At 61.9% G+C, this 12,203-nt stretch carries 12 protein-coding genes and 1 pseudogene; 9 read left to right on the top strand and 4 right to left on the bottom strand.

Annotation, left to right across the window (positions count from 1 at the left end; all coding sequences use genetic code 11):
• The first annotated feature begins 85 nt into the window (after positions 1-85).
• From TU73_RS03240 to TU73_RS29465, 3 genes are all read left to right on the top strand, one after another.
• On the top strand, positions 86-631 hold the full coding sequence (locus TU73_RS03240; RefSeq protein ID WP_057010953.1) for a hypothetical protein: 546 nt from the start codon (positions 86-88) through the stop codon (positions 629-631).
• A gap of 83 nt (positions 632-714) precedes the next feature.
• A complete protein-coding gene (locus TU73_RS03235) occupies positions 715-927 on the top strand; it encodes a hypothetical protein (protein ID WP_057010952.1) in 213 nt (70 codons plus the stop codon).
• Between the two features lie 11 nt (positions 928-938).
• Positions 939-1,073, top strand: coding sequence for a hypothetical protein (locus tag TU73_RS29465; protein WP_014718417.1), 135 nt, complete (start codon positions 939-941; stop codon positions 1,071-1,073).
• Here TU73_RS29465 and TU73_RS03230 read toward each other — a convergent pair.
• Positions 1,064-2,416, bottom strand: coding sequence for a cation:proton antiporter (locus TU73_RS03230; protein WP_057010951.1), 1,353 nt, complete (start codon positions 2,414-2,416; stop codon positions 1,064-1,066). The two genes, TU73_RS29465 and TU73_RS03230, sit on opposite strands and share 10 nt — an antisense overlap.
• 184 nt (positions 2,417-2,600) lie before the next feature.
• Between TU73_RS03230 and TU73_RS03225 the strand changes: the two are divergent.
• Positions 2,601-3,776: pseudogene (locus tag TU73_RS03225) on the top strand (pyridoxal phosphate-dependent aminotransferase); the annotation flags it as partial.
• Here the strand turns inward: TU73_RS03225 and TU73_RS03220 are convergent.
• Positions 3,760-4,200 carry an Lrp/AsnC family transcriptional regulator gene (locus TU73_RS03220; RefSeq protein WP_057010949.1) on the bottom strand — a complete coding sequence of 147 codons (441 nt, stop codon included), beginning with the start codon at positions 4,198-4,200 and terminating at the stop codon, positions 3,760-3,762. The pseudogene TU73_RS03225 and the gene TU73_RS03220 sit on opposite strands and share 17 nt — an antisense overlap.
• A 108-nt stretch (positions 4,201-4,308) precedes the next feature.
• Here TU73_RS03220 and TU73_RS03215 point away from each other — a divergent pair, with 108 nt between their 5' ends.
• Positions 4,309-5,211 carry a DMT family transporter gene (locus TU73_RS03215; RefSeq protein ID WP_057010948.1) on the top strand — a complete coding sequence of 301 codons (903 nt, stop codon included), beginning with the start codon at positions 4,309-4,311 and terminating at the stop codon, positions 5,209-5,211.
• On the opposite strand, the gene TU73_RS03210 is transcribed toward TU73_RS03215, so the two are convergent.
• Entirely contained in the window at positions 5,189-7,168 is a 1,980-nt protein-coding gene (locus tag TU73_RS03210) for a peptidase U32 family protein (RefSeq protein WP_057010947.1), read from the bottom strand. The two genes, TU73_RS03215 and TU73_RS03210, sit on opposite strands and share 23 nt — an antisense overlap.
• 7 nt (positions 7,169-7,175) lie before the next feature.
• On the bottom strand, positions 7,176-7,334 hold the full coding sequence (locus TU73_RS28905; protein WP_156421193.1) for a hypothetical protein: 159 nt from the start codon (positions 7,332-7,334) through the stop codon (positions 7,176-7,178).
• An 88-nt stretch (positions 7,335-7,422) separates the two neighbouring features.
• Between TU73_RS28905 and TU73_RS03205 the strand changes: the two genes are divergently transcribed.
• Genes TU73_RS03205 through TU73_RS03190 form a run of 4 tightly spaced genes read left to right on the top strand, consistent with a single transcriptional unit; the run spans position 7,423 to position 12,195 of the window.
• Entirely contained in the window at positions 7,423-9,072 is a 1,650-nt protein-coding gene (locus tag TU73_RS03205) for an AMP-binding protein (protein ID WP_057010946.1), read from the top strand.
• Positions 9,073-9,093: 21 nt separating this feature from the next.
• Positions 9,094-9,861 carry an SDR family NAD(P)-dependent oxidoreductase gene (locus TU73_RS03200; RefSeq protein ID WP_057010945.1) on the top strand — a complete coding sequence of 256 codons (768 nt, stop codon included), beginning with the start codon at positions 9,094-9,096 and terminating at the stop codon, positions 9,859-9,861.
• A gap of 12 nt (positions 9,862-9,873) precedes the next feature.
• Complete coding sequence (locus TU73_RS03195) at positions 9,874-11,058, top strand: acetyl-CoA C-acyltransferase (protein ID WP_057010944.1); 1,185 nt, start codon at positions 9,874-9,876, stop codon at positions 11,056-11,058.
• Positions 11,059-11,067: 9 nt separating this feature from the next.
• On the top strand, positions 11,068-12,195 hold the full coding sequence (locus TU73_RS03190) for an acyl-CoA dehydrogenase (RefSeq protein ID WP_043050479.1): 1,128 nt from the start codon (positions 11,068-11,070) through the stop codon (positions 12,193-12,195).
• Positions 12,196-12,203: the final 8 nt, after the last annotated feature.

Here is a 12,203-nt window from a genome sequence, read left to right as displayed (position 1 = left end):
TCGTTCCAGCCTGGGCGTGAACAAACTTGAACTTCATCGAAGCCCGCATCTTCTAACCAGATTAGCCATCGCATGGAGCCCCGTCGTGCCTAGAATCATCTCTCCAGACACGCCCGAAGCAGCCCTGACCGACCACAGCGAGCACAACGCGAAGATCTTCGGCTCGCCCAAGGACCGTCTCGACTTCTACCGCCGCGAGATCCAATACGAAACCTCCATCCTGGCCAACCGCACTGACGCCTACCTCACGGCGCAGTCATTTCTGGTCATCGCCTTTGTCTCCGGCATGGGCAACCTCAACCCGGAGTGGGGCAAGCTGTTTACCCTGGTGGTGCCGGTGATCCTCGCCGCGCTGGGTATCTTAAGTTCGCTCAACGCCTGGCCTGGCATACGTGCCGCCTATGAAATCATCGACCACTGGCACTACAAGCAAAGCGAGCTGCTGCGCAGTGAGCCGGTGATGGGCATGGCCTACGATGAATCGCCGTTGTTCTCCGAGATGGAGTCGACGCACAAGGGCTACCGCAAGTCGCTGCTGTTCTCCATGCGTGCGCCGTGGTTGTTCATGGTGTTTTGGCTGGTACTGGGGATCTATGCATTCTATATCCAGGTCGACAACCCGCTGAGCTGAGTAATCTCACGGAACTTCACTGGCTGCGGTGGCGCCTTACCTTTACGCAGTACAGATTCCCATAGCCCTGTCAGAGGTGCGCCATGACGAAAAACGAAGATCCCCAAACCGACCACCGCAACGATCCAGCCATCGACGCAGGCGAGTCGGCTCCTGGCACCGCCGCTGATGCCCCCAAAGACCCCAAGGCCGATAGCGACCCCAAGGCCAAGGAAAACGACTACAGTCCAGACTTCAAGCCTGAGCGCGAGCCCAAGCCTGAAACGGATGCGGATATCGATACCCAAGGCGGCTAGAGGAGAGGTTCATGTCAAAAGAACTCGACGACGAACTCAACGATCCGGGCAATGAAGACCCGGGCTCACTGATGGACGATGCCGAAGTCCCGCTGAATGATCTGGATGAGGCGGCGGACGTCGGCAATACCGAAAATCAGGACTGACCCTTCGCCCCGGCACGTCGTTCATACCAGCCCAGCATCGGCTGGGTACTCAGGCCGTGAACGACGATGCTCAGGGCGATCACCGACAGGGTCAGGTTCACCGCCACCGTGCTGCTGGTACCGATCAGCCCATGGTTTAGCGCATAGAACAGGTAGTAGATACTACCGATCCCGCGAATCCCGAACCAACTCATCAGCCCGCGTTGCCGACGGCCCAGCAGGCCGCCCCAAGGCATGGCAAACACACTGACCGGGCGAATCACCCCGAACAGCAACGCCGCCACCGCCAGCGCACGCCAGTCCCAGTGGCTGACCAGCACGATGCCCAACAGCGTTACCAGGAACACTTCCATGGAACGCTCCACCAGGCTGCCGAACGACAGCATGTCGTTCATCATCACCCCGGCGGCGATTTGCGTGTCCTGCAATTGGCTGACGTCGCCGTGCAGAGCCAGTTCAGGTTCCACCTCCAGGTGGCCCACCACCGGCTGCGCCAAGTGTTCGGCCGGCGTATCGGCATTGCCGGTGGATTTGACCTCGGCCTGACGCAGGCCCAGGCCTGCTGCAAACACGGCGAGGAAGCCGTAGCCGCCGACAGCTTCAGCTGCCACGTAAGCCAGGGCGATCAGTGCCAGGGTCAGGTAGTCATTGGGCGACAAGGTGCTGTCGGCATTGGTGATGCGCATGCGCAACGTGACCCGGCCGATGCCACGACCCATCCAGTAGCCAATCAGCAGTCCCGCCGGCACCGCCCATAGCAGGTTTTTAAGTACCCAGCCGCCTAGCCAGTCGCCGTCGAACCCGCCGTGTTGCATGAACAGCAGGCCGAATATCACAAAGGGGAAGGCTGTACCGTCGTTCAAGCCGGCCTCGCCGGACAAACCGAAGCGCAAAGCGTCATAGTCCTGGGCATTGTTGACCTGCACCAGGCCGGCCAGCACCGGGTCGGTCGGCGCGAGCATGGCACCCACCAGCAGCGAAACGCCCCACGACAGCTGCAAAAGGTAGTGCAGCACCAGGCAGGTGCCGAGGATGGTCAGCAACATCACCGGCCCTGCCATGCCGAAGGCGATGCGCCAAGTGCGATGGCTCAGTGGCAGGCGCAATTTCAAGCCGCTGACAAACAGCGAAAACAGCACTGCGACCTCGGTCAAGTGCTCCATCCAGCGCGCCGAGCCCTTGATATCCAGGTGCAACAGGTCCGCCCCCAACGGGCCGATGGCGACGCCCAGCAGCAGACAGACTGCCGAGGTGGTCACGGGCATCCAGCGCAGGTAGGAGGAGGTGAGGGCGAGGGTGAGCAGTACGGCGCCGAGCACGGCCATCCAGAGAATAAAAGTCATCGAGCGTGTTCCAGGGCCGTGGTCTATGCAGGTTTGAGGGCGGCCCAGGGACGCAGGTTCAATGTGATTACAGCCGCGGGTTAGCCGTTGAACGCGTGCTGGGTATGCACTATGTTGAGCCCATCCTTCCCGTTCGCGCATCAAACGGGTTCACGCGTTTTCATTTTGAACCAGAGGCTTTGGCATGCGGTTTTCCCCCTTCGTCGAACGAATTGCAGGGCAGGGCGTCGCCGCCTGGGACATCCACCACGCTGCGTTCCAGGCGGCCAGCCAGGGCGAAGACATCATTATCCTCAGCGTCGGCGACCCTGATTTCGCCACCCCGTCCTTCATTACCGACGCGGCAGTCAATGCCCTGCACATGGGCGACTCCCATTACACCGAGATCCCCGGTCGCCCAGCCCTGCGCAAGGCAGTCGCGGCGCGCTACAGCAACACCCTGGATCGCCCGCTGACTGCCGACCAAGTGATCATCGTGGCCGGTGCGCAGAATGCGTTGTTTATCAGCTCGCTGTGCCTGCTAGAGGCTGGCGACGAGGTGGTGGTGCTCGATCCGATGTACGTCACCTACGAGGCTACGCTCAAGGCCAGCGGCGCGACCTTGGTGCGAGTGCCATGCAGTGCGCAATCCGGCTTTCGCCTGGATCCACAACTGCTCGCTGCTGCGATCACCCCGCGCACGCGGGCGATGTTCTTTTCCAACCCGAACAACCCCACCGGTGTGGTGCTCAACCCGCAGGAACTGCAAGCCATCGCCGACCTTGCGATCGCCCATGACCTGTGGGTGGTGGTGGATGAGGTCTACGAAAGCCTGGTGTTTGACGGCCAGTACCACAGCCTCGCGGCGCTGCCGGGCATGGCTGAGCGCTGCATCGTGATTGGCAGCTTGTCAAAGTCCCATGCCATGACCGGCTGGCGTATCGGCTGGCTCATCGCCGCGCCGCAGATGGTGAAGCACGCCGAAACCCTGATGTTGAGCATGCTGTACGGCTTGCCTGGGTTTGTGATGGAGGCAGCGACGGCGGCGGTGTTGGCCCATGACCAGGTGACTGAAGGCATGCTCGAGATCTACCGCCGCCGACGCGACTTGGTGGTGGCTGGCCTGAGTGCTTGCCCAGGTATTGAGGTACAAGCGCCGCAAGCGGGCATGTTTGTGCTGGTGGATGTACGCGGCACGGGCCTCAGCTCCCTGGAGTTTGCCTGGCGCCTGTTTCGCGAGGCCGGGGTGTCGGTGTTGGACGCGGCGGCCTTTGGCGAGCCCGCCCAGGGGTTCGTCCGGCTGTCGTTTACCTTGGGTGAGGAGCGTCTGGCCGAGGCCTGTCGGCGGATCACGCAGTTTGTCGCTAATCAGCCAAGGGCGGTAAACGCCGTTTCACTGGGGTTTTCTTAACGATAGCGGTATTGGTCTCGGCATAGGCATTGAGCCGGTCGAGCAGCACGTCCAGATGCTCCATCGTGCGCACATGCAGGCGTGCGATAAAGCAATCCTCGCCAGTGACCTTGTCGCATTCGGTGAACTCGGGGATCGCCTGGATCTGGCGTTCCACCTCCTGCAATTTGCCGGGCAGGGGGCGGATGCGCACGATGGCTTGCAGCAGGTAGCCGAAATGCTTGGGGTCGATAGTCACCGTGTAGTGGGTGAGTACGCCGCGCTCCTCCAGGCGCCGCAGGCGTTCGCTGACGCTCGGTGAAGACAACCCGGTGATGCCCGCCAGCGCCTTGAGGGACAGTCGCGAGTCGTCCATCAAGGCCGCGATCAATTGCTGGTCGATGGTGTCGATCATGCTATCCGCCTAATAAGAAAAGGTGTTTTCCAGGTTTTGCCTTTTTTAGTCACTGTAGCCGTGTCGAGCAGATTGCCATAATTGAGCCTCACTTGAGGAGTTTCAATCATGGATTCATCCATCCGTCGCGGTTCGTGGGAAATGGTCGCCGCCATGCTGATCTCGGGCAGCATTGGCTGGTTTGTGCTGGTGTCTGGGGTGTCGGTGATCGAAGTGGTGTTCTGGCGCTGCGTGATCGGCGCGCTGACGCTGTTGCTGGTCTGCGCGTGGCTGGGTTATCTGCGCCTGGACCTGCTCAACTGGGCGACGCTCGGGTTGGCGGTGCTGAGTGGGGTGGCCATCGTCGGTAACTGGCTGCTGCTGTTCGAATCTTATTCGCGCGCATCGATTGCTATCAGTACGGCGGTGTACAACGTGCAGCCGTTTATGCTGGTGATGCTGGCGGCGTTGTTTCTCGGTGAAAAAATCACCGTGCAGAAACTGGCGTGGCTGAGCGTAGCCTTCCTGGGCATGTTGGCGATTGTCACCGCCCACGGCGAGCAAACGGGCGGCGGCAATTACCTGGTGGGTATTGCATTGGCCCTCGGCGCGGCCTTTTTGTATGCGATAGCCGCGTTGATCATCAAGCGCCTCAAGGCGGTGCCGCCCCATCTGATGGCGTTGATCCAGGTGACCACTGGCGCGGTACTGCTGGCGCCGCTGGTGCCCTGGAATGGCTTGCCGACATCCACCAATGCCTGGGCCGCACTGGTGACGTTAGGCGTGGTACACACAGGGCTGATGTATGTGCTGCTGTATGGCGCAATCCAGAAACTGCCAACCGCGATCACCGGCGCACTGTCGTTCATCTACCCGATTGCGGCGATTTTCGTCGATTGGATTGCCTTCGGGCATCGCCTGGGTTGGCTGCAATGGCTGGGGGTGGCGGCGATTCTGCTGGCGGCGGCAGGGTTGCAGCGGGGCTGGTGGTGGCCCCGCTCCCCGAGGGTCAGTGCGTGCCCTGATAGATGAGATTTTCCGGGTTGAAATGCTCTACGGCGCTGCCCGGTTGCGGCAAACCAAGGATATGCCCCTTGATCTTGCCCACCACATGCATTTCGCAGGGCTTGCAGTCGAACTTCAAGGTCAGCACTTCGTCGCCGTGGATCAACTGCATCGGCGCTACCTTGGTTTTCACCCCGGTCACGCCCTTGGCCTGTTTTGGGCACAGGTTGAACGAGAAACGCAGGCAATGCTTGGTGATCATCACCGGTACTTCGCCGGTTTCTTCGTGGGCTTCGAAGGCCGCGTCGATCAGCTTTACGCCGTGACGGTGGTAGAAGTCCCGGGCTTTCTGGTTGTAGACGTTGGCCAGGAACGACAGGTGCGCCTCGGGGTAGACCGGCGGCGGCGAGGTTTCAGCCTTGCGCCCGCCCCGTGGGTGCGCCTCGATGCGGGCAGCGGTCAGCGCCTCGATCACTTCACGGCGCAATGCCTTGAGCTGCGAGTTGGGGATGAAGAACGCCTGCGGCGCATCCAACTCGATGCGGGTGGCGTGGTATTCGGTGGTGCCGAGCTGGCCAAGCAGGTCGCGCAACGTGTCGAGCGCCTGTTCCGGCTTGTTGGCCACGCCAAACGGGCCGGGCAGAGTGACGCTGGCGCTGATACCTTCTTCGCTGGTGGCGATGACTTGCAGCTGGTCTTCACGCAGGCGTGCCACCCATGACAGGCCGATACGGCGCTCGGCCGAGGTCTTCAACAGCGCCTGTTGCCAGTTATGGTCCAGGTTGCGGTTCAGCGGGTGGTTGGGGCGCAACTGATGCAGGCCGGCGGGCATTTCATTCGGTTCAACGCGATAGCGATAGCGCTTTTCACCGTCTTCTTCGAACTCACCTTTAGGCTCGGCGATATTGGCGCGGAAACCCACCACTTCACGCTTGACCAGCACATTCAGGCCATCGCCGTTGGACAGCGGCTCCTGGGTGACCACCTGCAAGTCACGCTTGCCGGCTTTTTCCACCACACCCACCGGCAGGCCGGTGAAGGTCGGGGTGTCGAATGCGCCGATGTCGACCTTGCGGTCGGTGACGAAGTAATCGGTGCTGCCACGGTGGAAGGTTTTTTCCGGATCGGGCACAAAGAAATGCGCGGTACGGCCGCTGGAAGCGCGAGCCAGGTCCGGGCGGTCTTCGAGGATTTCGTCGAGGCGCTGGCGGTAGTAGGCGGTGATGTTCTTCACATAGCCCATGTCCTTGTAGCGACCTTCGATCTTGAACGAGCGCACGCCGGCCTCGACCAGGGCACGCAGGTTGGCGCTCTGGTTGTTGTCCTTCATCGACAGCAGGTGCTTTTCAAACGCCACCACGCGGCCCTGGTCATCTTTCAAGGTGTACGGCAGGCGGCAGGCCTGGGAGCAGTCACCGCGGTTGGCACTGCGGCCATTTTGCGCGTGGGAGATATTGCACTGTCCGGAAAATGCCACGCACAGGGCGCCGTGGATAAAGAACTCGATGGCGGCATCGGTCTCGTCGGCGATGGCGCGGATCTCTTGCAGGTTCAGCTCACGAGCCAATACCAATTGCGAGAAACCGGCCTGGTCAAGAAACCTGGCGCGGCCCAGGGTGCGGATGTCGGTCTGGGTGCTGGCGTGCAACTCGATGGGCGGTATATCCAGTTCCATCACGCCCAGGTCTTGCACGATCAGCGCGTCGACACCGGCATCGTAGAGCTGATGGATCAGCTTGCGCGCAGGTTCCAGCTCGTTGTCATGCAAGATGGTGTTGATAGTGGTGAACACACGGGCATGGTAACGCCGGGCGAATTCCACCAGCTGAGCGATATCGCTCACCTCGTTACAGGCATTATGGCGAGCGCCGAAGCTCGGCCCGCCGATGTAGATGGCGTCGGCGCCATGCAGGATAGCCTCGCGCGCAATGGCGACATCGCGAGCAGGGCTGAGCAATTCCAGGTGATGCTTGGGCAAGGACATAGTTTTTTTAGTCAGGCTTGTCACGGTCGAGGCGCGCATTGTAGCCGTGAAATGCCTGGGCGGCATCTACCGCAGGGCTGTCGGCCCCCAGGCCACCCCAGGGCACAACAGGCACCCCCACGCCGGATTGGCCAAACCAGTCAGCCAGGTTGAAGGCTTTGACCATTGCCGCTGCAACGCTCTGGAGCGACTATTCCAGCTGATTCATCGAGTCAAAAAGTCCTGAAAATAAAAATACAGAAGGATTGGAAACGATGCGTGAGTATTTGGCTGCCACCACCGGGTTTGATTACCAGCACACCGTCGACGCCGCGCTGGCCGGCAACCTGCAGGCGTTGAATGCCTGTGTGGAATGCTGTGACCGCCACGCGCTGCCGGGGCGTATCGCGTTGTTCTGGGAGGGCAAGGACGGACGCAGCGCCACGTCGACCTTCACCGAGTTGCAGGAACAGGCCGCACGCTTCGCCAACTTCCTCTTGTCCCAGGGCGTCAGGCGCGGTGACAAGGTCGCCGGCCTGTTGCCGCGCACGGCCGAGTTGCTGGTGGTGGTGCTCGCCACCTGGCGCATCGGCGCGGTGTATCAGCCGCTGTTTACCGCCTTCGGCCCCAAGGCCATCGAGCATCGCCTGAACAGCTCCGGGGCAGCGCTGGTGGTCACCGACGCGGTCAACCGTCCCAAGCTGGCCGAAGTCGCCGACTGCCCGACCATCGTCACGGTGGCCGGGGCCAGGGGCGAGGGCATCGTGCGCGGTGACTACAGCTTCTGGGCCGAACTGCCCAACCACGCCAACGTCTGTGAACCGGTGATGCTGGGCGCCGACGATCCATTCCTGCTGATGTTCACCTCGGGCACCACCGGCCCCTCGAAGGCGCTGTCGGTGCCACTCAAGGCGATTGTCGCGTTCCAGGGCTACATGCGCGACGCCGTGGACCTGCGCCCCGAAGATGGGTTCTGGAACGTCGCCGACCCGGGCTGGGCCTACGGCATCTATTTCGGCGTGACCGGGCCGCTGGCGATGGGGCATCCGATCACTTTCTACGATGGCCCGTTCACCCTGGAAAGCACCTGCCGGGTCATCAATAAATATGGGATCACTAACCTCGCCGGTTCGCCCACGGCGTACCGCCTGTTGATTGCCGGGGGCGAGCAGTTCGCCCGTTCGATCAAGGGCAGGCTGCGCATCGTCAGCAGTGCCGGCGAGCCGTTGAACCCGGAGGTGATCCGCTGGTTCGCCGATAGCCTGGGCGTGACCATCCACGACCACTATGGCCAGACTGAGCTGGGCATGGTGCTGTGCAATCATCATGGCCTGGCGCACCCGGTGCATGTGGGTTCGGCGGGCTTCGCCTCGCCCGGGCACCGCATCGTGGTGCTGGATGACCATCATCAGGAACTGCCCGCCGGCCAGCCCGGCATTCTCGCCATCGACCGCGAACAGTCGCCGATGTGCTGGTTCGCCGGTTACGAGGGCGTCAAGACCAAGGCGTTTGTAGGCAAGTACTACCTCAGTGGCGACACGGTGGAGCTGAACCCGGACGGCAGCATCAGTTTTGTCGGGCGCAGCGATGATGTGATCACCACGTCCGGTTATCGCGTTGGCCCATTTGATGTGGAAAGCGCGCTGGTCGAACACCCGGCGGTGGTTGAAGCAGCCGTGGTTGGCAAGCCTTGCCCGGAACGTACCGAGCTGGTGAAGGCCTTCGTGGTGATCAGCGAGCAATACCGCGCCACCCCGGAATTGGCCGAAGAGCTGCGCCTGCATGTGCGCCAGCGCCTGGCTGCCCATGCTTACCCACGAGAAATCGAATTTGTCAGCGACTTGCCCAAGACTCCGAGCGGCAAGTTGCAACGTTTTATTTTGCGTAATCAGGAAATTGCCAAGGCCCAGGCGGCCGTGGCGTGATCCCTTTCAAAGGAAACAATGATGCAGATTGAAAACAAGGTATTCCTGGTCAGCGGCGGTGCTTCGGGCCTCGGTGCGGCCACGGCTGAAATGCTCATTGCGGCCGGCGCCAAGGTGATGCTGGTGGACCTGAATGCCGACGCTGTGGCGGCCAAGGCCACCCAGCTGGGCGACAACGCCCGTAGTGCCGTGGCGGATATCAGCCAGGAAGCCGCTGCCGAAGCGGCCGTTAACGCGGCTGTCGAGGCGTTTGGTGGTTTGCATGGGTTGATCAACTGCGCCGGCGTAGTGCGCGGCGAGAAAATCCTCGGCAAGAATGGCCCCCACGGGCTGGCCAGCTTTGCCCAGGTGATCAACGTCAACCTGATTGGCAGCTTCAACCTGTTGCGCCTGGCCGCTGCGGCCATTGCTGAATCCGAGGCGAATGCCGATGGCGAGCGGGGTGTAATCATCAATACCGCCTCTGTTGCGGCGTTCGACGGCCAGATCGGCCAGGCGGCGTACGCCGCCTCCAAAGGTGCGATTGCCAGCCTGACTTTGCCCGCCGCCCGGGAATTGGCGCGGTTTGGCATCCGTGTGATGACCATCGCGCCAGGCATCTTCGAAACCCCGATGATGGCAGGCATGACCCCGGAAGTACGTGACTCGCTGGCTGCCGGCGTGCCATTTCCGCCGCGCCTGGGCAAACCCGCCGAATATGCCGCGCTGGTGCGACATATTCTTGAAAACAGCATGCTCAATGGTGAGGTGATCCGTCTCGACGGCGCCTTGCGTATGGCCGCCAAGTAAGGAGCCACCTGTATGAATGACCCAATCGTTATTGTCAGCGCCGTGCGCACCCCCATGGGTGGTTTCCAGGGCGATCTCAAAAGTTTGACCGCACCACAGCTGGGCGCGGCCGCGATTCGTGCCGCTGTCGAACGTGCCGGTATCGCCACCGATGCCGTCGACGAAGTGCTGTTCGGCTGCGTGCTGCCGGCCGGGCTCGGGCAGGCACCAGCCCGCCAGGCCGCCCTGGGCGCCGGGTTGGACAAGGGCACCCGCTGCACCACCCTCAACAAAATGTGCGGTTCCGGCATGGAGGCGGCGATTCTTGCCCACGACTCACTGCGTGCCGGCAGCGTCGACGTGGTGATTGCCGGTGGCATGGAGAGCATGTCCAATGCGCCATACCTGCTGGACCGCGCGCGCAGCGGCTATCGCATGGGTCACGGCAAGGTGCTCGACCATATGTTCCTCGATGGCCTGGAGGACGCCTATGACAAGGGCCGCCTGATGGGCACCTTTGCCGAGGACTGCGCCGAACACAACGGTTTTACCCGTGAAGCCCAGGACGCCTTCGCCATTGCTTCCCTGACTCGTGCCCAGGAAGCCATCACCCATGGCAGCTTCGCCAGCGAGATCGTCCCGGTACAGGTCACCGTGGGCAAGGAGCAGAAAACCATCCTGCACGATGAGCAGCCACCCAAAGCCAAGCTGGACAAGATAGCCAGCCTGAAACCGGCGTTCCGTGAAGGCGGCACCGTGACCGCGGCCAACTCCAGCTCGATTTCCGATGGTGCCGCTGCGCTGTTGCTGATGCGCGAATCCGAAGCCCACAAGCGCGGGCTCAAGCCGTTGGCGGTGATCCACGGGCATGCGGCGTTTGCCGATGAGCCTGGGCTGTTTCCGGTGGCACCCGTGGGGGCGATCCGCAAACTGATGACCAAGACCGGCTGGAACCTCGATGAAGTCGACCTGTTCGAAATCAACGAAGCCTTTGCCGTTGTGAGCCTGGTGACCATGAGCAAGCTGGAGATTCCCCACGACAAGGTCAATGTCCATGGCGGAGCCTGCGCCCTGGGCCATCCGATCGGCGCGTCCGGCGCACGTATCCTGGTAACCCTGTTGTCGGCCCTGCGCCAGAAGGGCCTCAAGCGTGGCGTCGCCGCCATCTGTATCGGCGGCGGTGAAGCCACGGCCATGGCCGTCGAATGCCTGTACTAAGGACTGCTTATGCTGCCCAATGACGAACAACTGCAAATCAGCGACGCCGCCCGGCAATTCGCCCAGGAACGTCTGAAACCGTTCGCCGCGGAGTGGGATCGCGAGCATCGCTTCCCCAAGGAAGCCATTGCTGAAATGGCCGAACTGGGCTTTTTCGGCATGCTGGTGCCGGAACAGTGGGGCGGTTGCGACACCGGCTACCTGGCCTATGCCATGGCCCTGGAAGAAATCGCCGCGGGAGATGGTGCCTGCTCGACCATCATGAGCGTGCACAACTCGGTGGGCTGCGTGCCGATCCTCAAGTTCGGCAATGACCAGCAAAAAGCCCGGTTCCTCACGCCCCTGGCCAGTGGTGCCATGCTCGGGGCCTTCGCGTTGACCGAGCCCCAGGCCGGTTCCGATGCCAGCAGCCTGAAAACCCGTGCGCGCCTTGAAGGCGATCACTACGTACTTAATGGTTGCAAACAGTTCATCACCTCCGGGCAAAACGCCGGGGTCGTGATTGTGTTCGCGGTCACCGACCCGGCAGCGGGCAAGCGTGGCATCAGTGCGTTTATCGTGCCTACCGATTCACCGGGCTACACCGTGGCACGGGTTGAAGACAAGCTCGGGCAACATGCCTCCGACACTTGCCAGATCCTGTTTGAAGACGTGAAGGTGCCGGTGGCCAACCGCCTGGGTGAGGAGGGCGAGGGTTACAGGATCGCCCTGGCCAACCTTGAGGGCGGGCGCGTCGGCATCGCGTCGCAGTCGGTGGGCATGGCCCGTGCGGCCTTCGAAGCGGCCCGGGATTACGCCCGTGAGCGCGAAAGCTTTGGCAAACCGCTGATCGAACACCAGGCGGTGGCCTTTCGCCTGGCGGACATGGCCACACAGATTGCCGTCGCCCGGCAAATGGTGCATTACGCCGCCGCCCTGCGCGACAGCGGCAAACCGGCCCTGGTCGAGGCGTCCATGGCCAAGCTGTTCGCCTCGGAAATGGCCGAGAAAGTCTGCTCGGCCGCCTTGCAAACCCTGGGCGGTTACGGTTACCTGAGCGACTTCCCCTTGGAGCGGATCTACCGCGATGTGCGGGTCTGCCAGATTTACGAAGGCACCAGCGATATCCAACGCATGGTCATCTCACGCAATCTTTAAGGAGCCGA

It is taken from the genome of Pseudomonas libanensis (assembly GCF_001439685.1).
Classification (GTDB): Bacteria; Pseudomonadota; Gammaproteobacteria; order Pseudomonadales; family Pseudomonadaceae; genus Aquipseudomonas; species Aquipseudomonas libanensis.
The sequence above is the reverse complement of the archived record's forward strand: the minus strand, read 5'-3'. Positions and strand labels throughout refer to the sequence as shown.

Coding starts and splice junctions, on each gene's coding strand:
- TU73_RS03235 (WP_057010952.1), top strand. CDS start 715: ATGACGAAAAACGAAGATCCCCAAACCGACCACCGCAACGATCCAGCC.
- TU73_RS29465 (WP_014718417.1), top strand. CDS start 939: ATGTCAAAAGAACTCGACGACGAACTCAACGATCCGGGCAATGAAGAC.
- TU73_RS03230 (WP_057010951.1), bottom strand. CDS start 2,416: ATGACTTTTATTCTCTGGATGGCCGTGCTCGGCGCCGTACTGCTCACC.
- TU73_RS03220 (WP_057010949.1), bottom strand. CDS start 4,200: ATGATCGACACCATCGACCAGCAATTGATCGCGGCCTTGATGGACGAC.
- TU73_RS03215 (WP_057010948.1), top strand. CDS start 4,309: ATGGATTCATCCATCCGTCGCGGTTCGTGGGAAATGGTCGCCGCCATG.
- TU73_RS03210 (WP_057010947.1), bottom strand. CDS start 7,168: ATGTCCTTGCCCAAGCATCACCTGGAATTGCTCAGCCCTGCTCGCGAT.
- TU73_RS28905 (WP_156421193.1), bottom strand. CDS start 7,334: ATGGTCAAAGCCTTCAACCTGGCTGACTGGTTTGGCCAATCCGGCGTG.
- TU73_RS03205 (WP_057010946.1), top strand. CDS start 7,423: ATGCGTGAGTATTTGGCTGCCACCACCGGGTTTGATTACCAGCACACC.
- TU73_RS03200 (WP_057010945.1), top strand. CDS start 9,094: ATGCAGATTGAAAACAAGGTATTCCTGGTCAGCGGCGGTGCTTCGGGC.
- TU73_RS03195 (WP_057010944.1), top strand. CDS start 9,874: ATGAATGACCCAATCGTTATTGTCAGCGCCGTGCGCACCCCCATGGGT.
- TU73_RS03190 (WP_043050479.1), top strand. CDS start 11,068: ATGCTGCCCAATGACGAACAACTGCAAATCAGCGACGCCGCCCGGCAA.